23 protein-coding genes and 1 pseudogene are annotated in these 21,955 nt (G+C 62.6%); 6 read left to right on the plus strand and 18 right to left on the minus strand.

From position 1 onward, the window contains the following. Nucleotides 1-11 precede the first annotated feature (11 nt). From BG83_RS0108115 to rpsP, 5 genes are all read right to left on the minus strand, one after another. On the minus strand, nt 12-707 hold the full coding sequence (locus BG83_RS0108115) for a CoA pyrophosphatase (RefSeq protein WP_024976241.1): 696 nt from the start codon (nt 705-707) through the stop codon (nt 12-14). Between the two features lie 106 nt (nt 708-813). Next, a complete protein-coding gene (gene rplS, locus BG83_RS0108120) occupies nt 814-1,200 on the minus strand; it encodes a 50S ribosomal protein L19 (protein ID WP_004629138.1) in 387 nt (128 codons plus the stop codon). Between the two features lie 73 nt (nt 1,201-1,273). Further along, nucleotides 1,274-2,062: a tRNA (guanosine(37)-N1)-methyltransferase TrmD gene (gene trmD / locus BG83_RS0108125; protein WP_024976242.1), complete on the minus strand. Its 789-nt coding sequence runs from the start codon at nt 2,060-2,062 to the stop codon at nt 1,274-1,276. A gap of 23 nt (nt 2,063-2,085) precedes the next feature. Beyond that, complete coding sequence (gene rimM, locus BG83_RS0108130) at nt 2,086-2,727, minus strand: ribosome maturation factor RimM (RefSeq protein ID WP_419177594.1); 642 nt, start codon at nt 2,725-2,727, stop codon at nt 2,086-2,088. 46 nt (nt 2,728-2,773) lie between these two features. After that, nucleotides 2,774-3,028 carry a 30S ribosomal protein S16 gene (rpsP, locus tag BG83_RS0108135; RefSeq protein ID WP_024976244.1) on the minus strand — a complete coding sequence of 85 codons (255 nt, stop codon included), beginning with the start codon at nt 3,026-3,028 and terminating at the stop codon, nt 2,774-2,776. A 145-nt stretch (nt 3,029-3,173) separates the two neighbouring features. On the opposite strand from rpsP, the pseudogene BG83_RS27685 reads away from it, so the two are divergent. The 4 genes and pseudogenes from BG83_RS27685 to BG83_RS0108155 all read left to right on the plus strand — a co-directional run bounded on the left by BG83_RS27685 (nt 3,174) and on the right by BG83_RS0108155 (nt 5,788). After that, nucleotides 3,174-4,249: pseudogene (locus tag BG83_RS27685) on the plus strand (PQQ-dependent sugar dehydrogenase). 193 nt (nt 4,250-4,442) lie between these two features. Beyond that, nucleotides 4,443-4,832 carry a hypothetical protein gene (locus BG83_RS0108145; protein WP_024976245.1) on the plus strand — a complete coding sequence of 130 codons (390 nt, stop codon included), beginning with the start codon at nt 4,443-4,445 and terminating at the stop codon, nt 4,830-4,832. 129 nt (nt 4,833-4,961) lie between these two features. Next, entirely contained in the window at nt 4,962-5,144 is a 183-nt protein-coding gene (locus BG83_RS28610; protein WP_024976246.1) for a hypothetical protein, read from the plus strand. A gap of 188 nt (nt 5,145-5,332) precedes the next feature. Beyond that, the gene (locus BG83_RS0108155) at nt 5,333-5,788 is read left to right on the plus strand and encodes an NINE protein (protein ID WP_024976247.1); all 456 of its coding nucleotides are present in this window, start codon (nt 5,333-5,335) and stop codon (nt 5,786-5,788) included. Here BG83_RS0108155 and BG83_RS0108160 read toward each other — a convergent pair whose 3' ends face one another. The 3 genes from BG83_RS0108160 to BG83_RS0108170 all read right to left on the minus strand — a co-directional run bounded on the left by BG83_RS0108160 (nt 5,789) and on the right by BG83_RS0108170 (nt 9,177). Beyond that, on the minus strand, nt 5,789-6,913 hold the full coding sequence (locus BG83_RS0108160; RefSeq protein ID WP_024976248.1) for a PA0069 family radical SAM protein: 1,125 nt from the start codon (nt 6,911-6,913) through the stop codon (nt 5,789-5,791). An 82-nt stretch (nt 6,914-6,995) separates the two neighbouring features. Then, entirely contained in the window at nt 6,996-8,615 is a 1,620-nt protein-coding gene (locus BG83_RS0108165) for an alkaline phosphatase D family protein (protein WP_024976249.1), read from the minus strand. A 64-nt stretch (nt 8,616-8,679) separates the two neighbouring features. Then, complete coding sequence (locus tag BG83_RS0108170) at nt 8,680-9,177, minus strand: Lrp/AsnC ligand binding domain-containing protein (protein WP_024976250.1); 498 nt, start codon at nt 9,175-9,177, stop codon at nt 8,680-8,682. A gap of 122 nt (nt 9,178-9,299) precedes the next feature. Between BG83_RS0108170 and BG83_RS0108175 the strand changes: the two genes are divergently transcribed. Continuing rightward, nucleotides 9,300-10,589 (plus strand): D-amino acid dehydrogenase, encoded by a 1,290-nt coding sequence (locus BG83_RS0108175; protein ID WP_024976251.1) that lies wholly within the window; start codon nt 9,300-9,302, stop codon nt 10,587-10,589. A gap of 65 nt (nt 10,590-10,654) precedes the next feature. Here BG83_RS0108175 and BG83_RS0108180 read toward each other — a convergent pair whose 3' ends face one another. The 7 genes from BG83_RS0108180 to BG83_RS0108210 all read right to left on the minus strand — a co-directional run bounded on the left by BG83_RS0108180 (nt 10,655) and on the right by BG83_RS0108210 (nt 18,165). After that, nucleotides 10,655-12,439 (minus strand): acyl-CoA dehydrogenase, encoded by a 1,785-nt coding sequence (locus BG83_RS0108180; protein ID WP_024976252.1) that lies wholly within the window; start codon nt 12,437-12,439, stop codon nt 10,655-10,657. Between the two features lie 169 nt (nt 12,440-12,608). Continuing rightward, complete coding sequence (locus BG83_RS0108185; protein WP_024976253.1) at nt 12,609-13,544, minus strand: electron transfer flavoprotein subunit alpha/FixB family protein; 936 nt, start codon at nt 13,542-13,544, stop codon at nt 12,609-12,611. Between the two features lie 65 nt (nt 13,545-13,609). Continuing rightward, the gene (locus tag BG83_RS0108190) at nt 13,610-14,359 is read right to left on the minus strand and encodes an electron transfer flavoprotein subunit beta/FixA family protein (RefSeq protein WP_024976254.1); all 750 of its coding nucleotides are present in this window, start codon (nt 14,357-14,359) and stop codon (nt 13,610-13,612) included. Between the two features lie 189 nt (nt 14,360-14,548). Further along, complete coding sequence (locus BG83_RS0108195; RefSeq protein WP_024976255.1) at nt 14,549-15,349, minus strand: MetQ/NlpA family ABC transporter substrate-binding protein; 801 nt, start codon at nt 15,347-15,349, stop codon at nt 14,549-14,551. A 33-nt stretch (nt 15,350-15,382) separates the two neighbouring features. After that, entirely contained in the window at nt 15,383-16,036 is a 654-nt protein-coding gene (locus BG83_RS0108200; protein ID WP_024976256.1) for a methionine ABC transporter permease, read from the minus strand. After that, nucleotides 16,026-17,075 carry a methionine ABC transporter ATP-binding protein gene (locus BG83_RS0108205; protein WP_024976257.1) on the minus strand — a complete coding sequence of 350 codons (1,050 nt, stop codon included), beginning with the start codon at nt 17,073-17,075 and terminating at the stop codon, nt 16,026-16,028. Before BG83_RS0108205 ends, BG83_RS0108200 begins: the two co-directional genes overlap by 11 nt. Nucleotides 17,076-17,241: 166 nt before the next feature. After that, entirely contained in the window at nt 17,242-18,165 is a 924-nt protein-coding gene (locus BG83_RS0108210) for a histone deacetylase family protein (RefSeq protein WP_024976258.1), read from the minus strand. Nucleotides 18,166-18,296: 131 nt separating this feature from the next. Between BG83_RS0108210 and mltB the strand changes: the two genes are divergently transcribed. After that, the gene (mltB, locus tag BG83_RS0108215) at nt 18,297-19,421 is read left to right on the plus strand and encodes a lytic murein transglycosylase B (RefSeq protein ID WP_024976259.1); all 1,125 of its coding nucleotides are present in this window, start codon (nt 18,297-18,299) and stop codon (nt 19,419-19,421) included. A 66-nt stretch (nt 19,422-19,487) separates the two neighbouring features. On the opposite strand, the gene cysM is transcribed toward mltB, so the two are convergent. The 3 genes from cysM to rfaD all read right to left on the minus strand — a co-directional run bounded on the left by cysM (nt 19,488) and on the right by rfaD (nt 21,951). Next, nucleotides 19,488-20,390, minus strand: a complete 903-nt coding sequence (gene cysM / locus BG83_RS0108220; RefSeq protein ID WP_024976260.1) for a cysteine synthase CysM — start codon at nt 20,388-20,390, stop codon at nt 19,488-19,490. Between the two features lie 110 nt (nt 20,391-20,500). Next, a complete protein-coding gene (locus BG83_RS0108225) occupies nt 20,501-20,818 on the minus strand; it encodes a ComEA family DNA-binding protein (RefSeq protein ID WP_024976261.1) in 318 nt (105 codons plus the stop codon). A gap of 137 nt (nt 20,819-20,955) precedes the next feature. Further along, nucleotides 20,956-21,951, minus strand: a complete 996-nt coding sequence (rfaD, locus tag BG83_RS0108230) for an ADP-glyceromanno-heptose 6-epimerase (protein WP_024976262.1) — start codon at nt 21,949-21,951, stop codon at nt 20,956-20,958. Between the last annotated feature and the right edge of the window lie 4 nt (nt 21,952-21,955).

Here is a 21,955-nt window from a genome sequence, read left to right on the forward strand (position 1 = left end):
TCGCGCCGACGCTACGCTGCCAACAGGTGATACAGGTTGCGCAGCATACCCGCCGTCGCACCCCATATGAAGTGACGACCAGAGTCAGACTCTTGGCCAGAGCGCCGATATGGCATCGCATAGAAACGACGCACACGGTCTTCCCACCGCAGTTCGCGCACTTCGTGGTTGGCCGGGTCCATCAAAAAGGCCAGCGGCACTTCAAACACCTCGGCCACTTCACTTGGGTCGGGCTGAAGTGTGAAATCAGGCACCAGCAACCCGACAATCGGGCTCACGTGGAAACCCGTCCCGGTGATGTAGTCAGGCAAGCTACCGATCACCTCGATGTGATCCGCACTGATGCCGACCTCCTCCATCGTTTCGCGCAGCGCCGTGTCGACCATGTCCCGGTCAAAGTCCTCGCGCCCGCCGCCCGGAAAGCTGACTTGGCCAGCATGTTGGCTAAGCGACGCATTGCGTTGCGTCAGCAGCACCGTCAGACCCGCCTCGCGCTGCACCAGCGGCACCAGCACCGCTGCCTCGCGCAACTTGAGCGAGGCGTCGATCAGGCGGGATTCATCCGTCTGCTCCGGCTGCCAGTCGGGTGGCATTTGCAGCCGCTCACGCACGAACTCGGCGGTCAGCCGCGTGACCCCGAGCGCCGGCAATGATGCCTCGGTCGGCACCACCGGCAACTGCTCAGGATCGAACACAGGACGGCGCATCGGATGGGAATGAATGAGTTGTGGGCGGAAGACACACATGTGGTCAATTTTCCGCCGCAAAAGAGAAAAAAGGCACCCGAAGGTGCCTTTTCGCAACGCGCGCAGATTACTCCGCTGCGGCTTCCTTGCGCTTGAAGGTCAGCTTCTCCTTGATGCGTGCCGACTTGCCCGAGCGTTGGCGCAGGTAGTACAGCTTCGCACGGCGCACATCACCGCGACGCTTCACTTCGATGCTGGCCAGCAGCGGCGAGTACAGCTGGAACGTACGCTCCACGCCTTCGCCCGAAGAGATCTTGCGAACGATGAACGACGAATTCAGGCCACGATTGCGCTTGGCAATCACGACGCCTTCATACGCCTGCACACGCTTGCGGGTGCCTTCAACGACGTTCACGTTGACGATCACGGTGTCACCAGGGGCGAACGGGGGGATCGTCTTGTTGGCCGTCAGGCGCTTGATTTCTTCCTGCTCGATTTGCTCGATGAGATTCATCTTTTTCTCCTAGACCATCATGCCGGCGTTTTGCCTGATCGGTTGACCGCGGCCCCGGTAGAGGATGGGAACTTCACTTGGCCGAACCTTCCGGTATGGAAGTCTCTGACCCCTTTGCCGTTATCGCCGCGGCAGCGAGGAAGACCTCATCGCTGCGGGACAACAAACCCTGCTTGCGCGCTGCCTCGATCAGATCGGGCCGCTTGCGCATCGTATTCAACAGCGCCTGCTGGCGGCGCCACTTCTCGATCTCGGCGTGGTGACCACCCAGCAGCACATCGGGCACACGCACACCTTCGTACTCTTCCGGCCGTGTGTAGTGCGGGCAGTCCAGCAAACCATTGACGAAACTGTCTTGCACTGCCGACTGCGCATCGCCCAGCACGCCGGGCAACTGCCGCACTACGGCGTCGATGATCGCCATCGCTGCAATCTCTCCGCCGGAGAGGACGAAATCGCCAAGGCTGATTTCCTCATCTACTCGACGGTCGACCAGACGTTGATCGATCGCTTCATAGCGCCCGCACAGCAACGTGAGCGCCGGCAGCTGCGCCAGCTCCATCACCCGCTTGTGCGTGAGCGGCTTGCCTTGCGGCGACAGCAGCACCACATGCGACGCCGCCGGCGCTTGCGCCTCGTGAATTGCATCCAGCGCAGCTTCCAGCGGCTTGGCCAACATCACCATGCCTGGACCACCGCCGTAAGGGCGGTCGTCCACGGTACGGTAGTTGTCCGTCGTGAAATCGCGCGGGTTCCAGGTGCGCAACGTATACACCTGCTGTTTGGCTGCGCGGCTGGTGATCCCCCAGTCCGTCAGCGCCCGGAACATGTCCGGAAACAGCGAGACGACGTCGAACTGCATCGCCGAATTCTCCGGCCGCATGTTCAGTAATCCAGACCCCAGTCGACGACGATGCGCTTGCCTGCGACATCCACCGACTTCACGTAAACCTCGACAAATGGCACGAGCCGCTCGACCTCGCCTTCACCGACGATACGCAGGACTTGATGCGCACCGTTGTCGATCAGGCCGGCCACCGTGCCAAGCGTTTCCTGTTGCTCGTTGACGACCGTGGCGCCGATCAGATCGACCCAGTAGAACTCGTCATCGTCCGGCTCGGGAAAATCGGCCCGGCTGACCCACACGGCATAGCCGCGCAGTGCCTCGGCGACGTTGCGGTCGGGCGCGGCAGGCGAACCCGCCACCACCGTACCGCTATGCTCGCGCGACGTGCCAACGGGAAACACCAGCCAGTCTGCCGACGTTGCCAACGCGCCAGCAGGCGGCTTGAGCCACCACGTGCGGGCATTCAACAGCGCGTCGGCATCGCCGTGCAACTGGACCTTGATCCAACCGCGAATACCGTAGGCCCCACCGACATAACCCACCTCGACGAGATCGTCTGGGAGCGTCGGATTGGTGCCTGCCCCCGGGCGCATGGCTTGCAGCCGTTCAGCAACCTTTTGCGAGGTTACTTGCGTTGCGGCAGCCACAGGACCGGGCCGTGTCGATGCGGCGCGCGTCACAGCAGGAAGTGCTCGGACGGCACCGTCGATCGACGCATGCTAAAACTTAGGCAGCAGCTTTCTTGCCGTTTTGCTTCACCAGACGGGCAACCGTCGGCGAGAGTTGTGCGCCCACGCCTTCCCAGTAGGTCAGGCGGTCTTGCACGATGCGCAGACCTTCTTCGCCTTCACCGGCGAGCGGGTTGTAGAAACCGACGCGCTCGATGAAACGGCCATCACGGCGGTTACGCGAGTCGGTCGCAACGATATTGAAGAACGGGCGCTTCTTGGAGCCACCGCGGGCCAGACGGATCACGACCATGGATCTATTCCTTGAAAAACTGGGTATGCGTACAGAGAAACACGCAAGTATAGCGCAATTTCTCCGACCAAACAAACACTTAGGCGTAGCGAGCGGAGATGCCGGGCGGCACGCGCGGTAAGGACGGTACGTAAAGCCCGCCATTGTGGTCGCAGCTTGGCTTGGTGCAGTGACTGCGGCGCTCGCCAAGCTCCCCATCGAGACACTCCACGTACCGCCCGGCTTCCGTGTCGAGGTGCTGACCGACGCGATGCCGGCCGCACGTGAAATGGCGCTTTCTCCGGCCAGCATTCTTTATGTTGGGAGCCGCGCCGGCAAAGTCTACGCGATGCCATTGCAGACCCCGAATGCGCCGATCCATGTGGTGGCGTCCGGGCTGCAACTCCCTGTCGGCGTGGCATGGCGTGACGGCAACCTTATGTGTCTGCGGTTTCGCGTGTGGTGCGGCTCGATAGCATCGACAAGCGACTCAGCAATCCACCCGAGCCCGTGGTCATCAACGACAAGCTGCCGACGGAAACGCATCACGGTTGGAAATTCATTGCATTCGGGCCAGACGAAAAACTGTATGTGCCTGTTGGAGCACCCTGCAATATCCGCCGCCCGGATGAAAACCGGTACGCCAACATCATGCGCATGAACGCCGACGGCAGCGGCCTGGAACTCGTCGCGCGTGGCATTCGCAACACGGTCGGCTTCGACTGGCACCCGACCACGCACGAATTGTGGTTCACCGACAACGGCCGTGATCTGATGGGCGACGACATGCCCGACGACGAGCTGAATCGCATCACCAAACCCAATCCGCACTTCGGCTACCCGTTCTGCCACGCGGGCAACATTCCGGACCCGGAATTCGGGGCCGGACACCCATGCAGCAACTACGTGCCCCCTGTCGCCAAGCTCGGGGCGCATGTGGCGGTATTGGGCATGCGGTTTTATTCAGGGATCAGCTTTCCGGCTGAGTACCGGAACAACATCTTCATTGCCGAGCATGGCTCCTGGAACCGATCGTCGAAAGTGGGCTACCGCGTCATGCGCGTCGCACTGGACGCTGCCGGCAATGTGACGAAGCAGGAACCGTTCGCGCACGGCTGGCTGCAGGGCGAACAGGCGTGGGGACGTCCAGCAGCGGATGTGCTCGTGGCACCCGACGGCAGCCTGCTGGTGTCCGACGACTTGGCCGGCGCTGTGTATCGCATCCGCTACACCGGGAAATGACCTCGGCGCCGCCCCTTGCCATGGCAAAGCGTGCACGAAACATCTCGTTACACGGGTAACGTTCGGACAGTGGATGCCTGCTGAGTGAAGCCTTACATTGACAAGCATGAACACGCGCTGCCGATCTCTGTTGCACATACCAGAAGCACGCGGCGCGTGGCGCTTTCGAATCCTTGCCCGACAGGAGATAGCCATGCCGATTCGCGCATTGCTTCGCCCCTTGGCGGCAGGCGTTCTGATCGTCGCCTCTGCGGGCGCTGTGGCTGCCAACGCATCGGCGCGTCAAGCCGCCGTCGCCTTTGCAAAATCCGCCCTGCCCGTCTGGACGCAAACGGCACAGACGATGCCGCAGGAGCGTCCGTTGGTGGCGCAATTCTTTGCCGACACGCGTAGCGAGCAGGCGGCCCGCATCCGCGCACAAATGGAGCGCATGGAAGCGCGTGCCCGTGCCGATGATCGCCTCAATGGCCGGGTTCAACCTCGGGATGGCGGCGGCCGCGGCGACTGGCAGCAGCAGGAACGCATGCGCCAGGAACGCGGCAACGGCGACCAAGGCAACTGGCGCGGCTCGCGCCGGGGCTAAGGCCCACGCGCCGCCGCATTTCACATCCCGGAACTTGCCGGGGCACGCCTGAGTCGTACCAGAATGCTACGTGCACACGTTTGGCATGCACGCAGCATCACACCAATCACAACGACAACAGGTGCTCCAATGTCATCCCCTCTCCACCGCCATGTGCGGCTTATCCTCGGCCTGATCTGGACCACGGCCTTTATGCTGATGCTCGCTCACCTGCTCTACGGTGAAGTCGGTTCGCGCCATCAAGCACCTCGGCTACAGCAAGACGCGACGGTTTCGATGAGCGTGCCATCGCTGCGTCCGGTTCCGATTTAGTGATCCTGCCTCTCCTGCCGCAAGCGCTCCGCAGCGTTGCGCGCATCCGGCCGAACCGACGGCCTCTTCTTCCAGTTGCTGATGCGTCTTTAGGACGCGCTCCCGGCGCCGCCATTTTGGCTGCGCCGCGGTTGATGTTGGGCGTAGAATGCGCGGCGCTGTCTCTTGCCGTGTGTCCACCGCCCGCTATGCCTACGACCGCTCTCCAGAAAAAATCCAAGCTGTTGACCGTGCTGCTCGCCTTCCTGTTCGGTAGCGTGGGCGCGCATCGCTTCTACCTCAAGGGCGGACGCGACTTCTGGGCGTGGTCGCAAGTGCTTGCCATGATGCTCGGTGCGGTTGGCGTGGCGCTGCTATGGTCGACGCAGCGCGCGAGCATCCCGGGCTGGGTCTGCGCAATAATCGGTGGATCTTCAGTGCTGGCGGGCTATCTGTCTGCGCTGGTCTACGGCCTGCGCCCCGACGAAAAATGGGATGCGCAATTCAATGCCGACGGGACGCCCACGCATTCGGGCTGGCCTGTCGTATTGCTCAGCGTCCTCACGCTGATGATCGGCACGGGCCTGCTGATGGCCGGTCTCGCCATTACTTTCCAGACGTATTTCGAAACGCAGGTGCAGGCAGCGAAAGAACTGTCGCAGTAGTCAAAACAAGCTGCCCTGGCGCTCATCGACCGGTTTTCGCGGCTTGGCAGCGCGCGCCGGAGGTTTGAACTGCGAGGTATCAAGCACCAGTTCGTTGTAGCGGTGGTAACTGAAGCCGAGCCTGTCGGCGGTCTTGTAGAAACGCTGCCGCAATAAGTCCGCCCAGATGCCGGTGCCGCGCATGCGCGTGGCGAAATCCGCCTTGTAATCCTGCCCGCCGTGCAGATCGCGGATGCGGTTCATCACGCGTTGCGCCCGGTCCGGAAAATGCGCCATCAGCCAATCCTGGAACACCGCGTTCAGCTCATTCGGCAAGCGCAGCACGATGTAGCTCGCGTACGTGGCGCCCGCCTCGTGCACAGCCTCCAAAATCTGCTCCATGTGGTCGTCCGTGATGAAGGGAATCATCGGCGCGACGCTGACTCCCACCGGAATACCCGCCTCGGCCAGCGTACGAATCGTGCGCAGGCGGCGCGACGGCGTGGCGGCGCGAGGCTCCAGCTTGCGCGCCAGATCGGCGTCAAGCGTGGTGATCGTAACGGCGGCTACGACGAGGTTCTTAGCCGCCATCGGGGCAAGCAGATCGATGTCGCGCTCAATCAATGTCGACTTGGTGATGAGCCCGACCGGGTGATCGCAATCGTGCAGCACCTGTAGCACGTCGCGCGTGATGCGCAACTCGCGCTCGATCGGCTGATACGCATCGGTGTTCACGCCCAGCGCAATCGCCTCGCAACGGTAGCCGGGCTTGGCCAGCGTCTCACGCAGCACCTCGGCGGCATTGGCTTTCGCGAACAGCTTGGTCTCAAAATCGAGCCCCGGCGACAACTCCAGATACGCATGCGTGGGCCGCGCAAAGCAATACACGCAACCGTGCTCACACCCGCGATACGGGTTCAGCGACACCCCAAACGGAATATCCGGCGACTGGTTATGGCTCAGGATCGAGCGCGCGCGTTCGATGGAGACGGAGGTCTGGATGCGCGGCGGCGCGTCATCCGGATCGAGGTGCCCGACAAGCGGTTGCCAGCCGTCGTCGACGCGCGTGCGTTCGTCGCGTTCGAAGCGGCCTTGCAGATTGGAAGTGGCGCCGCGTCCCTTGCGGGGGACGTGGCGATCGGACATATCGGACACAGCGGAACAGAATGGATGCGGGGGCTTGCTGATCCTATCGCATCCGCCCCCGCCCCGCTGCGGGTGACACCGGCTACGCCTCGGGATCGAGCTTCACTTCCCAGAGCGATTTGCCGTCTAGATCGTGAAGCGACACGTGCATCGTGCGCGTGGACGGATCAATCTTGGCGCGCCCGTAATACTGCTGCAGCGCCGCTGGCGACTGGTTCTGTGGGTTGTCCTTGGGAATGCTGATGTAACGCAGGTTCGGCCCAAAGGTTTGGTCGACTTCGTTCGGCCCGAACGTGCCCGCGTTGATCGGCCCGCCGACGAATTCCCAGAACGGCTTGAACTCCGTGAACTTCGCGCGCGATGGGTGGTAGTACGTGGCCTGTGCGTAGTGCACATCAGCCGTCACCCACACCACGTTCTGGATGTTCTCCTGCTTGATGAAGCGCAGTATCTCAGCCAGTTCCAGTTCGCGGCCCGACGGCGCGCCATCATCCGCATTGGCCCAGGCTTCGTAGGTGCCCTTGGGCACGTCCGGATTCAGATCGGGCACGACCAGCGAGATCGGCATGTCGCTGGCAATCACCTTCCAAGTCGCCTTCGACTGCTTGAGCGATTGCTTGAGCCATGCCGCTTGCGCCGGGCCGAGGAAGGCCGAATCGGCATCCAGCCGGGTCTGGCGGTTCGGCGAGTTGCGCCCGCGGTAGCTACGCTCGTCCAGCATGAACACGTCGAGCAGCGGCCCGTATTGGAACGCGCGATAGATTTGCTCGGGGTCGATCGGGTTGAAGCGGAACGGGTTGTACTCGAACATCGCCTGCTTCGCGCGCGCCGCCAATAGCGACGCGCTACGCTCCTGGTAGCGCTTCTCTTCCGGGCCGATCTGCTGGCCGGGATACCAGTTGTTGCGCACTTCGTGGTCGTCCCACTGCACGAGGAACGGCACTTCAGCCGAGAACGCCCGCTTGTTTTTGTCGAGCTGGTTGTAGGCGAAGGCACCCCGATAATCGTCGAGCGTTTGTGCAACGTGCGACTTGGCCTCGGTGACGAGGTTGGTCCACATCGAGCCGTCGGGCAGCTTCACCTCGGCCTGGATCGGGCCATCGGCGTAGATCTGGTCGCCAGAGTGGATGAAGAAGTCGGGTGATTCGCGGCGCATCGCTTCGTACAGCCGATAGCCGCCAAAGCGCTCGTTGATGCCCCAGCCTTGGCCGGCTTCATCGCCAGAGAAGACGAAGCAGATCGGGCGATTGGCCGACACGGGTGCCGCGCGAAACCGGCCAGTGACGGGCTCGCTGAAGACTTTGTCGTGCACGAGATCCTGGAAGCGAACGCGGTAGAACAGGTCAGCGCCAGCGGGCAGGCCCGTCAGGTCAACGCGTGCGGTAAACCCGCCGCTTTCTAGGGCCGCTGGGCCAACGCGACGCGCGGCGTTCTTGAAGGCGGCGTCCGTCGAGTATTCGACGATCATGCGCGCAGGCCGATCGGTGCGGCTCCAGACGATGGCACTGTCGGCGGTGATATCACCGCTCATCACACCGCTAGGCAGTTGGGGGCGCAGGCGCTCGGACGTCACAGCAGCGGGCGCGACGCCCTGTGCCAGCACGTCGCCAATACGCGAGCCGAGCAGCGCGGTGCCGCTGGCGGAAACGAGGCCCTTGATAAGCGTGCGGCGGGTCGGTTTGAAGATCGGCTGGTCGGACATGCGGGCTCCGGTGTCGGTGATGAAGGTGCCGACCAGCCTAAGGCGTTTCCGTGACAACGCTACGTCACGCGGCCCCTTCCGTCACATCGATGGCGAGCGTCTCCTTGATCTCTTCCATCACGATGTAACTCTTGGACTGCACGGCGCCAGGCAACTGCAGCAGGATGTCGCCCAGCAAGCGGCGGTATTCGCTCATCTCGCGAATGCGCGCTTTGATGAGGTAATCGAAATCGCCCGACACTAGATGACACTCCAGCACCTCGGGAATGCGCAGCACCTCGCGCCGGAACTGCTCGAACATGTTGCCGGATTTGCTGCCCAGGCTGATCTCCACAAACACCAGCAGCGACGCGCCCAGCATGGCCGGGTTGAGCCGCGCGTAGTAGCCCAGGATGAAGCGTTCGCGCTCCAGCCGTTTGACACGCTCGATGCACGGCGTGATGGTCAGGCCGACCGCCTCGGACAGCTCCTTCATCGACAGCCGTCCGTCCTTTTGCAGCAGGTCGAGGATGCGCCGATCGAGCTTATCGAGGGCCCGGACGGGCTTGCGCTGGGTTCGCATGGTTGAAAACGCCTCAAAATCGAAATAGTTTCTGTTTCTGACAAATATACAGAAACAATTGCTGGTCTTGTACGAATACGATAGCGACATCTATCGCAAATGCATCTCTGGGGAGTATCACCATGCGCGTGCTCGTTCTTGGCAGCGGCGTGATTGGCGTGACCAGCGCCTATTACCTGGCCCGCGCGGGCCATGAAGTCACCATCGTCGACCGGGAAGCCGGTCCGGCGCTGGAGACGAGCTTTGCCAATGCTGGCCAGATCTCGCCGGGCTACGCGTCGCCGTGGGCCGCCCCGGGCGTGCCGCTCAAAGCCATCAAGTGGATGTTCCAGCAGCACGCGCCGCTCTCCATCCGCCCCGACGGCACGCTCTTCCAACTCAAGTGGATGTGGCAGATGCTGCGCAACTGCGACGCCGCCAGCTATGCGCAAAACAAGGAGCGCATGGTCCGCCTGGCCGAATACAGCCGAGACTGCATCCGCGACCTGCGCGCCGACACCGGCATCGCCTACGAAGGCCGCCAGCAAGGCACGCTGCAAATCTTCCGCACCCAGCAACAGCTCGACGGCGCCGCGAACGACATCGCCGTGCTCGAGCGTGCTGGTGTGCCCTACGAACTGCTTTCACGCGAAGACCTCGTGCGCAGTGAACCAGGCCTGGCCTCGACCCGCCACAAGCTGGCCGGTGGCTTGCGCCTGCCCAATGACGAAACGGGCGATTGCCAACTCTTCACCACGCGCCTCGCCGCGATGGCGGAAGGGCTCGGCGTGCGCTTCCGTTTCAACAGTACGATCAACAGCCTCATCTTCAAGAACGACGCCGTACGCGGCGCGCTGGTCGACGGCCAGCCGATCGACGCCGATCTCGTGGTCGTGGCACTGGGCAGCTACAGCACGCCGTTCCTGAAGAATCTGGTGAACGTGCCGGTCTACCCGCTCAAGGGTTTCTCGATCACCGTACCGATGACCGACGCGGCGAAGAGCCCTGCGTCCACCATCCTGGACGAGACCTACAAAGTGGCCGTGACGCGCTTTGAGGACCGCATCCGCGTGGGCGGCATGGCGCAGATCGTCGGCTATGACAAGCGCCCGGACCCGGGCAAGCGCAAGACGCTGGAGTTCGTGGTCAATGATCTGTTCCCGGGTGCCGGGGATGTGTCGCGCGCCTCGTTCTGGACCGGCCTGCGCCCGATGACGCCGGACGGCACGCCCATCGTCGGCCAGACGCCCGTGCGCGGCCTGTGGCTCAACACGGGCCACGGCACGTTGGGTTGGACCATGGCATGCGGCTCGGGCAAGCTGCTGTCGGATCTGGTGTCCGGCCGCTCGCCTGCCATCCGCTCGGATGACCTGTCGGTGTATCGCTACCTGGGCGGCACGCCGATGCCGGCAACCAAGCCTGCGCTGGCCTGATCACCTACGCTGCATGCAATAAAAAGGGAGGCCGAAGCCTCCCTTTTTTGTCCTACCGATGCCGCTTAGAACTGCACTTCCGGCATCGCACCGATCGTCTCGCCCCCCGTCAGCACGCTCTGCGCAATACCGGGTGCCTGCGTGAGCAACACGTCAGCGAACACGCGCGCGGTGGCGATCTTCGCGCCATAGAAGTTCGGGTCTTCGCTCTCGCGGTCGAGGGCCACCAGCAGCGCGCGCGCCATCTGCCAACCCGACAGCACGATCCCGCATAGGCGCAAGTAAGGCACACTGCCGGCGAACACGGCGTTCGGCTGCGTCTTGGTCTGGGCCACCACAAAACGCACCACCGATTCCATTGCCTCGCGGCCAGCAGCCAGTCGCGTACGCATCGCCTCGCAATGCGCACCGCCCTTGGCCGCCAGCGCCGCTTCCACCTTGGCGATTTCCGCGCAAATACCGAGTGCCACCGCACCACCGTCACGCACCGTCTTGCGGCCGATCAGATCGTTGGCCTGGATGGCGGTGGTGCCTTCGTAGATCGGGAGAATGCGCGCATCGCGGTAATACTGCGCAGCGCCCGTCTCTTCGATGAAGCCCATGCCGCCATGCACCTGGACACCAAGGCTTGTCACGTCGATCGACATCTCGGTGCTCCAACCCTTCACGATCGGCACCAGGAATTCGTACAGCGCTGCGTTCTGCTTGCGTGCAGCATCATCGGCAGCGTGATGGCCCGCATCGCACGCTGCAGCGGCCACGTAGGCCAGCGCGCGAGCGCTTTCGGTCATGGCACGCATCGTCAGCAGCATGCGCTTGACGTCGGGGTGGTGAATGATGGGCACGGCCTTGGCAGCAGAGCCATCTACCGGGCGGCTCTGCACGCGCTCGCGCGCATAGGCGACGGCCTTCTGATACGCGCGTTCCGACACGCCGATGCCTTGCATGCCCACCGCATAACGCGCCGCGTTCATCATGATGAACATGTATTCCAGGCCGCGATTTTCTTCGCCGACGAGCGTACCGATCGCCCCGCCGTTATCGCCAAATTGCAGCACGGCCGTCGGGCTCGCCTTAATGCCGAGTTTGTGTTCGATCGACACGCAATGCGCATCGTTGCGCGCGCCCAGCGAACCGTCTTCATTGACCATGAACTTCGGCACCACGAAAAGCGAAATCCCCTTCACGCCTTCGGGCGCGCCCGGCGTCCGCGCCAGCACAAGGTGGACGATGTTCTCGGCCATGTCGTGCTCGCCCCAGGTGATGAAGATCTTCGTGCCGAAAATCTTGAACGTGCCGTCGCCTACCGGCTCGGCGCGCGTGCGTACGAGTGCCAGATCGGACCCGGCCTGCGGCTCGGTCAGGTTCATCGTGCCTGTCCATTCGCCCGAGATAAGCTTGGGGACGAAAAGCTGTTTCTGCTCTTCGGTGCCGGCCGTCAACAACGCCTCGATGGCACCATCCGTCAGCAGCGGGCACAGTGCGAACGACAAATTCGCCGCATTCAGCATTTCGATACACGCCGTGGCGATCAGCTTGGGCAAGCCCTGGCCGCCGTATTCCAACGGGTGCTGCACGCCCTGCCAGCCGCCTTGACCGAACTGGGCGAAGGCCTCCTTGAAACCCGCGGTGGCCGTGACGACGCCGTCTTTCCAGCTACTCGGGTTGCGGTCGCCTTCCACATTGAGCGGCGCAACCACTTCACCGGTGAAGCGCGCGCTTTCTTCCAGCACGGCCTGGGCCGTATCGGCGGTGGCGTCTTCAAAGCCGGGCAGCTTGGCGACGTTGTCCAGGCCGGCCAGCTCGTTCATCACGAACAGCATGTCCTTGACTGGGGCTTGATAGGTCATGTCTCTCTCCAACTCTTGTTAAGCGCGATCAGGACAGTGCCTCATCGAGTGCGTGACGCACTCTCCTGATGGCGCTCGCGTACAAAAAAAGCCGTTTCCAAACAGGTCGGAAACGGCTCTGCGTCGGGCATTGCTGCGCGCTTCTCTTGATGCGCGCAGCGCGGTGCAATCAGCCCAGTGCGGTCACCAGCTCCGGCACGACGGCGTTCAGGTCGCCCACGAGGCCGTAGTCCGCCACCTGGAAGATCGGCGCTTCCGGATCCTTGTTGATCGCAACGATCACCTTGGAATCCTTCATGCCGGCCAAGTGCTGGATCGCGCCCGAGATACCGACGGCGATGTACAGCTGAGGCGCGACGATCTTGCCGGTCTGGCCGACCTGGTAGTCGTTCGGCACGAAGCCGGCGTCCACTGCGGCACGCGAGGCACCCAGCGCAGCGCCCAGCTTGTCCGCCAGCGGCGTCAGCACCTTTGTGTAGTTCTCACCGGAGCCCACGCCACGACCGCCCGACACGATGATCTTGGCAGCGGTCAGTTCCGGGCGATCGCTCTTCGTCACTTCGCGCGAGACGAATTGCGAGATGCCGGCGTCAGCCACGGCGGTCAGGCTTTCGGTTGCAGCGGAGCCACCGGTGGCGGCAGCAGGGTCGAATGCCGTGCCGCGCACGGTGATCACCTTCACCTTGTCGGCCGATTGCACGGTGGCAATCGCGTTGCCGGCATAGATCGGGCGCTCAAACGTGTCGGGGCTGTCGACCTTGGTGATGTCGGACAGTTGGGCCACGTCGAGCTTGGCGGCCACGCGCGGCAGGATATTTTTGCCGTAAGCGGTGGCGGGCGCCAGGATGTGGCTGTAGTTGCCGGCGATGGCCAGGGCCTGCTCGGCGACGTTCTCTGCAAGGCCATCGGCAAACTGCGGCGCGTCAGCCACCAGCACCTTGGTCACGCCGGCGATTTGCGCAGCGGCCTGTGCAGCGGCGCCGCAGCCAGCACCGGCCACCAACACGTGGACGTCACCGCCGCATTGGGCGGCTGCCGTCACGGTGTTCAGCGTCGCGGCCTTGATGGATTGATTGTCGTGTTCAGCAATAACGAGTGCGGTCATCTTGATCTGCCTGTTCGGTGTGCTTGAAGTTGCGTGCAGTTGCGGGAGGGTTACAAACCCGCCGCTTACAGCACCTTGGCTTCCGTCTTGAGCTTGGACACCAGCGTTGCCACGTCGGGCACCATCACGCCAGCGCTGCGCTTGGCGGGCTCAACCACCTTCAGCGTCTTCAGGCGCGGTGCAACGTCCACACCCAGGTCTTCCGGCTTGACTGTGTCGAGCTGCTTCTTCTTTGCCTTCATGATGTTCGGCAGCGTCACGTAGCGCGGCTCGTTCAGGCGCAGGTCGGTGGTCACCACGGCCGGCAACTTGACCGACAGGGTTTCCAGGCCGCCGTCCACTTCGCGCGTGACCGAAGCCTTGCCGTCGGCAATCTGCACCTTCGAGGCAAACGTGGCTTGCGGCAGGCCGGCCAGCGCAGCCAGCATCTGGCCGGTCTGGTTGGCGTCGTCGTCAATCGCCTGCTTGCCGAGGATGATCAGCTGCGGCTGTTCCTTGTCGACCAGCGCCTTGAGCAGCTTGGCGACGGCCAGCGGCTGCAGCTCTTCGGCAGTCTCGACCAGAATGCCACGATCGGCGCCGATGGCCATGGCGGTGCGCAGGGTTTCCTGGCACTGCGTCACGCCGCACGAGACGGCGATCACTTCAGTAGCAATGCCCGCTTCCTTCAGGCGAACCGCCTCTTCCACGGCGATCTCGTCGAACGGGTTCATGCTCATCTTGACGTTGGCCAGATCGACACCGCTGCCGTCCGTCTTCACGCGAACCTTGACGTTGTAATCGATCACGCGCTTGACTGCGACCAGGACTTTCATGCGCTCACTCCACTAATTGATAAGACGATTTTGCAAAACGCCGGCCATTATAAGGGGGGCTGGTCGCTCGCGTAATTTTTCCGAACGGTCGTGCTATTTTAACCGCGAAAATTTGCCGGACGCCAGTCAAACGTCCGGCAATCTGTTCGGTAGAACCCTCTACCGGGTCACCGAGAAATCACAAAGTGATTACCAGGCCACAATCACCGCATCTTTGTACTTCGTCTTGACGAAGGACTTCACGGCGTCCGAATGATACGCCTTCACCAGCTTGGCGACCCAGGGTTGGTCCTTGTCGACAGCGCGGATGGCGATCACGTTGGCATACGGGCCTTTCGGGCTTTCGATGGCAATGCCGTCCTTGGTCGGGTCCAGGTTGGCCTTCTCGGCGTAGTTGCCGTTGATAGCGGCGGCATCCAGATCATCCAGCGAGCGCGGCAGTTGCGCGGCATCCAACTCGACAAACTTCAGCTTCTTCGGGTTCTCGGCCACGTCCCGGGGCGAGGCCTTGAAACCGGCGTTCGGCTTGAGCTTGATCACGCCTTGCGATTGCAGCAGCAAGAGCGCGCGGCCTCCGTTGGTCGGATCGTTCGGCAGGCCGAAGCGCGCACCGTCCTTCAGCTCCTTCAGCGACTTGATCTTCTTCGAGTAGATACCCATCGGGAAGGTGATGGTCTGGCCAACGCTTACGAACTTGTAGCCGCGCGTGGCAATCTGGTCGTCCAGATACGGCTGGTGCTGATAGCTGTTGGCATCCAGATCACCGGCAGCCAGGGCGGCGTTCGGCTGGATGTAATCGTTGAACTCGACGATCTGGAGCTTCAGGCCGTCCTTCTCGGCGACCTTCTTCACTTCTTCCATGATCTCTGCGTGCGGGCCGGCGGTCACGCCGATCTTGATCGGCTTGCTCTGCGCCAGGGCGCTGCCTGAGACCAACGCCAGTGCGGCACCAAGGCTCGCGGACCATTGCAGCAGTTGACGGCGATTCATTGTGTTTCCTCGTTGTGTCTGTCGATTGGGTGATTAACGGTGGCTCAGGCGGCGCACGAGCCAATCGCCCGTCGATTGCACTGCCTGCACAAAAACGATCAGGATGACGACAACCGCCAACATGATGTCCGATTCGTAGCGTTGATAGCCGTAGCGAATGCCCAGATCGCCCAGGCCGCCGCCGCCGATGGTGCCGGCCATGGCCGAGTAGCCGACAAGACTGACGAAGGTGATCGTCAGGCCGGCGAGAATGCCCGGCATCGCCTCGGGCAACAGCACCTTGTAGACGAGTTGACCCGTCGTCGCACCCATCGATTGGGCGGCCTCGATCAGGCCGCGGTCCACTTCGCGCAACGCGGTCTCAACCAGGCGTGCAACAAAGGGAATCGCAGCAATCGTCAGCGGCACGATGGCCGCGGCGGTGCCGATGGACGAGCCCGCCAACAAGCGTGTGAACGGAATCACCGCGACCAGCAGGATGATGAACGGCACCGAGCGCACGGCGTTGACGACAAGGCCTGCCACGCGGTTGAACATCGGCGCCGACAGCACGCCGCCCGAAGTCGTCAGATACAGCAGCACGCCCAGCGGCACGCCAAACAGCGCGCCAATGCCGCCCGACACGCCCACCATGGCGAGCGTTTCCCAGAAGGCCGGCAGGAACAGATCGGTCAGGTCAGACCACATGATTGATCTCCTCGACCACCACGCCTTGCTCGCGCAGGAAGTTCATCGCGTTATTGATGTCGGCGGTTTCGCCCGACGCCAGGATCGCCAGCGAGCCAAAGGCCTGGCCCTGAATTTCGTCGATATGGCCGTGCAGGATGTTGAAGTCGAGCCCGTAGTTGCGGATCGCCTGCGCCAGCACCGGCTGGTCTACGCCTGCGCCGGTAAAGGCGAGGCGGAACAGATGATCACGACCACCGTGCTCACGTGCGGTGAGACGGCTTTCCACGCGCGCCAGAACGGAGGCCGGCAATTCCTGCGAGATCACCTCGCCGATGAGAGCGCGCGTCACGTCATGCTCGGGCTTCAGGAACACGTCGATCACGCGGCCCAGTTCCACCACCAGGCCAGCGTCGAGCACCGCCACACGGTCGCACACCTGCTTGATGACTTCCATCTGGTGCGTAATCAGCACGATGGTCAGACCCAGTTCGCGGTTGATCTTGCGCAGCAGGTCAAGAATCGAGCGCGTCGTCTCCGGGTCCAGCGCGGAGGTCGCCTCGTCGGAGAGCAGCACATCCGGCTGGCTGGCCAGCGCGCGGGCGATGCCAACGCGCTGCTTCTGGCCACCAGAAATCTGCGCGGGGTAGCGGTCCTTATGCGCAGACAGGCCCACCAGTTCCAGCAGCGGCAACACGATCTCGCGTATGCGTTCACGCGACGTACCGGCCAACTCCAGCGGCAGGGCCACGTTGTCGTACACGGTGCGTGACGACAGCAAGTTGAAGTGCTGGAAGATCATGCCGATCTTGCGGCGCGCTTGGCGCAGGCCGTCGGCATTGAGTGCGGTGAGTTCCTGCCCCGCCACGGTGACAGTGCCAGACGTTGGGCGGTTCAGGAGATTGATGACGCGGACCAGCGTGCTCTTGCCCGCACCACTGCGGCCGATGATGCCGAAGATTTCTCCCCGGTCGATGGTGAGGTCCACCTCGCGCAGCGCGTGGACGTCATGGCCGCCCGCCCCCCGGAAGTGCTGCGATATCCCCTTGAGTTCGATCATGCGTACAGACAAAAACGGCAACCGCCCTGTGCCTAGGCCGTTGCCGTCTCTTTTTTGTTTGAATGAGGCGCTAGTGTAAGGCAGGCCCTACATGCGAGGAACGATTCTTTAACGATGTCTTTATTACTTTTTCGAATGTCATCGACGATTCGTCATCGTTGAGCGCTCAAAGCTCAGCCAGCGCCTTGACATGTGCCACCACGCTGCGGCCCAGCGCGCTGAGGTTGTAGCCGCCTTCGAGGCAACTGACAATGCGGCCCTTGGCGTGCGTGCGGGCCACTTGCATGAGTTGCTTCGTGATCCACGCGTAGTCGGCCTCGACCAGGCCCATCTGTCCGAGATCGTCTTCGCGGTGCGCATCGAAACCGGCGGAGATGAACAGCATTTCGGGCTGGAACGCCTCCAAGCGAGGCACCCAAATGGTCTCCACCACTTCGCGTACGGTCAAACCGTTCGTGTAGGCCGGCAGCGGGATGTTCACCATATTGGCCGCCACCGCCTCCGTGCCGGAATACGGATAGAACGGGTGCTGGAAGATGCTGCACATCAACACGCGCGGCTCATCGATGAACGCCGCTTCAGTGCCGTTGCCGTGGTGCACGTCAAAGTCGACGATCGCCACGCGTTGCAAGCCGTGATGGTCCAGCGCATGACGCGCGGCCACAGCCACGTTGTTGAAGAAGCAGAACCCCATCGCACGGCCCGGTTCCGCATGATGACCAGGTGGGCGCACGCTGCAGAATGCGTTCTCCAGCTCGCCGGCGATAACCTTGTCGGTGGCGTCCACCGCGGCACCTGCGGCCAGTACTGCGGCCATATAAGTGTGCGGGTTCATCGAGGTGTCGGGATCGATCGGCATATAGCCGGCAATCGGCACGCTGGCCACCAACTCGCGCACGTATTCGGTGCGATGGACGCGACACAGCTGCGCCTCGGTGGCGGGCGGCGCCTCGCAGGGAACGAGCAGGTCGTCGATGCGGCTGGCGATGAGCTGGTCTTCGATCGCGCGCAGGCGGTCCGGGCATTCGGGATGGTGCGGTCCCATCTCGTGCCGGAGGAATTCGGGATGCGTGTAGAGGCCGGTCGCCATGTTGTTGTGATCCGGTGTGCTTCAGTGTCTCCAGCCGCTACGTTAGCACGGCTGCGCGACAACGCCGCGCACCCTGGGCGATCCAGCAGAGGCATCCGCTACAATGCCCCGATCCCGTATGAAGCCTGCCCATGAGCCAATCGCCTTCTTCCCGTCGTCCCATATTGCGCGCCCTGGTGGCTGGCGCAGCGCTCTCCGCGCTCTCTTTCCCGGCGCTCTCGCTGGCTGCCAAGAAAGCTGCCAAGTCGCCCAAGCGCCGCGTAGCGGTGCATGAAGAAGAGATCGACCCCGATCGTTATCGCAACAACCCACAAACGCAGGCCTTTATCGGCATGCTGGTCGCGCAGCACAACTTTGACCGGACATCGCTCGATACGCTGTTCGCGGGCACGGCCTATTCCGCAACGGTGGCGCGCCTGATCCTGCCTCCGGCCACGCCCGCGCGTCGCAGTTGGACGGCCTATCGCGGCCGCTTCATCGAGCCGATCCGCATTGGCGCAGGCGTGCGGTTCTGGCAGCAATACGGCGACACACTGCGCCGCGCCGAGAACGAATTCGGCGTGCCGGCCGACGTGATCGTGGGCATCCTGGGCGTCGAGACGATCTACGGCCGAGACATGGGCAATTTCCGCGTGATGGACGCGTTGTCCACGCTGGCCTTCGACTATCCCGACACGCCCAACCGCGAAGACCGCAGCACGATGTTCCGCAACCAACTCAAGGACTTCCTGCTCTGGTGCCGCGACACGGGCGCGGATGCGTTCTCGGTCCTTGGCTCATATGCGGGCGCAGTCGGCATTCCGCAGTTCATGCCGACCAGCATCCGCGAATACGCCGTCGATTACGACCGCGACGGCCATATCGACCTGCGCAACAGTGCGGTGGATGCCATCGGCAGCGTCGCGCGCTTCCTGCAGATGCACGGCTGGGAGCCGAACCGCCCTGTGATGTGGAACATTGCCGGCGATACCGACAGCCAGGGCATTGCGGCAGCGGCCGCAGACGGCCAGCCGTATCCTGGCATGACGTTGTCCAGGCTCACACGCGCTGGTCTGGCCCTGGCTCCGGGCGTCGATGCCGCCCGTGAGCAGGAAACCGAAGTGCTGATGATCGATCTGCCCACGCCTGGGCAGCCAACCGAATACCGCGTCGGCCTGCGTAACTTCTACGTGCTCACGCGCTACAACCGCAGCTTCTTCTACGCGGCCGCGGTGTATGAGCTGGGCCAAGCCGTACGGCAGGCGATGGAGGGGTGATCCGTCGCCCACGCAAAAAAAAGCGCAGCTTCGGCTGCGCTTTTTTCATGGCGACGCGGCGTGTCGTCAGGCGGGAAAGACACCCGTCGACAAGTAGCGATCGCCTCGGTCGCACACCACGAAAGCGATCGTCGCGTTTTCGACTTCCTCGGCCACGCGCAGCGCCACGCACAAGGCACCCGCCGCAGATATTCCACAGAAGATGCCTTCTTCGCGAGCCATGCGACGCGCCATGTGCTCGGCATCGGACTGACTTACCGGCTCGGTGCGATCGATGTACTTCGGATCGTAGATCTTCGGCATGTACGCCTCGGGCCACTTGCGGATGCCCGGGATGCGTGAGCCTTCTTCCGGCTGTGCGCCCACGATCTGGATGTCGGCGTTCTTCTCTTTCAGGAAGCGCGAGACACCGGTAATCGTGCCCGTCGTGCCCATCGCCGAAACGAAATGCGTGATGCGGCCTTCGGTGTCGCGCCACAGTTCAGGGCCGGTGGTCTCGTAGTGCGCGAGCGGGTTGTCCGGGTTGGCAAACTGATCGAGGATGACGCCCTTACCTTCCTTTTCCATTGCATCGGCCAGATCGCGTGCGTATTCCATGCCGCCCTTGACGGGGGTGAGGATGATCTCCGCGCCATAAGCGGCCATGCTTTGGCGGCGTTCCACCGACAGGTCTTCCGGCATGATCAGCACCATCTTGTAGCCACGCACGGCGGCGGCCATGGCCAGGGCAATGCCTGTGTTGCCCGACGTGGATTCGATCAGCGTGTCGCCCGGCTTGATGCGGCCACGCGCTTCGGCGTGCTTGATCATGGACAGCGCAGGGCGATCCTTGACCGAACCGGCGGGGTTATTGCCCTCGAGTTTGCCGAGGATGACATTGCCGCGGCGCGCGTTGCCTTCGCCGGGAATGCGCTGGAGCTGAACCAGCGGCGTGTTGCCGATGGTGTCTTCAATGGTGAGATAGGCCATGATGCGTGGGGGACGGGAATCAGAGCATTGTAATGCAGCCCAAATCCCTCCCCCGCACATGGCAAAACGCCCCGCTCGGGGCAGGGCGTTGTCGGCAGATGATCGCAGACTTATTTCTTCTTCGCGTCCTTGCCGTCCTTCTTGGCTGTGGCCGGCGCCGCTGCCGGAGCACCGAACGTCAAACCTTCGTTCTCCAGCTTGACGAGCGTCTTGTCGCCAATGCCGGACACGCGAGCCTTGAAGTCGGCGGCGTCCTTGTACGGACCGTTCTTGGTGCGCTCTTCAATGATCGACTTGGAACGCTTGGGACCGATGCCGGACAGCGTCTCGAGCGCAGCATGATCTGCAGTATTCACATCTACCGCGGCCCACGAGACCGACAGCATCGACAGCGACATCAATGCAGTGGCCAACAACTTCTTCAACATGTGCTTCTCCTTGGTATAGGGAACAAAAAAACCGCCACGTGAGCGGCGGTTTCGGCACATCTTAAAGAGCATCTTGGCGATGCTGCAGCGCGCGGACAAAAAGTCACACGCTGTCTTATTGTTGAGGTGCTATGCGATCAGGCCGGCTGCTTCAACAGCCACTCGCAGTAACGTTCGACGCCTTCCTGGACCGTCAGGAACGGCGCCGTGTAGCCCGCCGCGCGCAGGCGCGACTGGTCCGCCTGCGTGAAGCACTGGTACTTGCCGCGCAACGCATCCGGAAATTTCACGTACTCGATCAGGCCTTCCTGTGCCAGTTCTTCGGTGGAAAGCGCCGGTTTGCCTTCCGCTGCGCGCAACGTGTTCACGACCGTCGTGGCGATGTCGTTGAACGGCTGCGCGCGGCCCGTACCGAGGTTGAAGATGCCCGACTTGTCCGGATTGTCGAAGAAGAACAGGTTGACCTTCACCACATCTTCCACGGACACGAAATCGCGCATTTGGCCACCTTGCGGGTAGCCGTTGTACTCGCCGAACAGCTTGACGGTACCTTCTGCGCGGAATTGGTTGAAGTTGTGGAACGCCACAGACGCCATGCGACCCTTGTGCTGCTCGCGCGGACCGTAGACGTTGAAGTAGCGGAAGCCGACGATCTGCGACAGCGCCGTCGGCATGACACGGCGCACGATCTGGTCGAACAGCAGCTTGGAATAGCCGTACACGTTGAGCGGCCGCTCGAACTCGGGCTCTTCGCGGAACGTTTCCGACGCGCCGTATGTGGCTGCCGACGACGCATAGAGGAACTGCACGCCTTGGTCCAGGCACGCGCGCATCACCGCCAGCGAGTAGCGGTAATTGTTGTCCATCATGTAGCGGCCATCGGTCTCCATGGTGTCGGAGCAGGCGCCCTCATGGAAGATCGCGCGGACCTTGCCGAACTCGCCGCGGGCAAAGCGTTCGACAAAATCGGTCTTGTCCAGGTAGTCGCTGATCTGGCAGTCGACGATGTTCTTGAACTTGTCGGCCCGCGTGAGGTTGTCGACGGCGATGATGTCGGTCTCGCCGCGCTCGTTCAGGCCTTTGACGATGTTGGCGCCGATAAAGCCTGCCGCGCCGGTGACGATGATGGTCATGATC

It is taken from the genome of Ralstonia pickettii (assembly GCF_000607165.1).
Taxonomy (GTDB): domain Bacteria; phylum Pseudomonadota; class Gammaproteobacteria; order Burkholderiales; family Burkholderiaceae; genus Ralstonia; species Ralstonia holmesii.

Excerpts from the sequence above, each read along its gene's own strand:
- BG83_RS0108115 (WP_024976241.1), bottom strand. The coding sequence starts at position 707 with ATGCGCCGTCCTGTGTTCGATCCTGAGCAGTTGCCGGTGGTGCCGACC.
- rplS (WP_004629138.1), bottom strand. The coding sequence starts at position 1,200 with ATGAATCTCATCGAGCAAATCGAGCAGGAAGAAATCAAGCGCCTGACG.
- trmD (WP_024976242.1), bottom strand. The coding sequence starts at position 2,062 with ATGCAGTTCGACGTCGTCTCGCTGTTTCCGGACATGTTCCGGGCGCTG.
- rpsP (WP_024976244.1), bottom strand. The coding sequence starts at position 3,028 with ATGGTCGTGATCCGTCTGGCCCGCGGTGGCTCCAAGAAGCGCCCGTTC.
- BG83_RS0108145 (WP_024976245.1), top strand. The coding sequence starts at position 4,443 with ATGCCGATTCGCGCATTGCTTCGCCCCTTGGCGGCAGGCGTTCTGATC.
- BG83_RS28610 (WP_024976246.1), top strand. The coding sequence starts at position 4,962 with ATGTCATCCCCTCTCCACCGCCATGTGCGGCTTATCCTCGGCCTGATC.
- BG83_RS0108155 (WP_024976247.1), top strand. The coding sequence starts at position 5,333 with ATGCCTACGACCGCTCTCCAGAAAAAATCCAAGCTGTTGACCGTGCTG.
- BG83_RS0108160 (WP_024976248.1), bottom strand. The coding sequence starts at position 6,913 with ATGTCCGATCGCCACGTCCCCCGCAAGGGACGCGGCGCCACTTCCAAT.
- BG83_RS0108165 (WP_024976249.1), bottom strand. The coding sequence starts at position 8,615 with ATGTCCGACCAGCCGATCTTCAAACCGACCCGCCGCACGCTTATCAAG.
- BG83_RS0108170 (WP_024976250.1), bottom strand. The coding sequence starts at position 9,177 with ATGCGAACCCAGCGCAAGCCCGTCCGGGCCCTCGATAAGCTCGATCGG.
- BG83_RS0108175 (WP_024976251.1), top strand. The coding sequence starts at position 9,300 with ATGCGCGTGCTCGTTCTTGGCAGCGGCGTGATTGGCGTGACCAGCGCC.
- BG83_RS0108180 (WP_024976252.1), bottom strand. The coding sequence starts at position 12,439 with ATGACCTATCAAGCCCCAGTCAAGGACATGCTGTTCGTGATGAACGAG.
- BG83_RS0108185 (WP_024976253.1), bottom strand. The coding sequence starts at position 13,544 with ATGACCGCACTCGTTATTGCTGAACACGACAATCAATCCATCAAGGCC.
- BG83_RS0108190 (WP_024976254.1), bottom strand. The coding sequence starts at position 14,359 with ATGAAAGTCCTGGTCGCAGTCAAGCGCGTGATCGATTACAACGTCAAG.
- BG83_RS0108195 (WP_024976255.1), bottom strand. The coding sequence starts at position 15,349 with ATGAATCGCCGTCAACTGCTGCAATGGTCCGCGAGCCTTGGTGCCGCA.
- BG83_RS0108200 (WP_024976256.1), bottom strand. The coding sequence starts at position 16,036 with ATGTGGTCTGACCTGACCGATCTGTTCCTGCCGGCCTTCTGGGAAACG.
- BG83_RS0108205 (WP_024976257.1), bottom strand. The coding sequence starts at position 17,075 with ATGATCGAACTCAAGGGGATATCGCAGCACTTCCGGGGGGCGGGCGGC.
- BG83_RS0108210 (WP_024976258.1), bottom strand. The coding sequence starts at position 18,165 with ATGGCGACCGGCCTCTACACGCATCCCGAATTCCTCCGGCACGAGATG.
- mltB (WP_024976259.1), top strand. The coding sequence starts at position 18,297 with ATGAGCCAATCGCCTTCTTCCCGTCGTCCCATATTGCGCGCCCTGGTG.
- cysM (WP_024976260.1), bottom strand. The coding sequence starts at position 20,390 with ATGGCCTATCTCACCATTGAAGACACCATCGGCAACACGCCGCTGGTT.
- BG83_RS0108225 (WP_024976261.1), bottom strand. The coding sequence starts at position 20,818 with ATGTTGAAGAAGTTGTTGGCCACTGCATTGATGTCGCTGTCGATGCTG.
- rfaD (WP_024976262.1), bottom strand. The coding sequence starts at position 21,951 with ATGACCATCATCGTCACCGGCGCGGCAGGCTTTATCGGCGCCAACATC.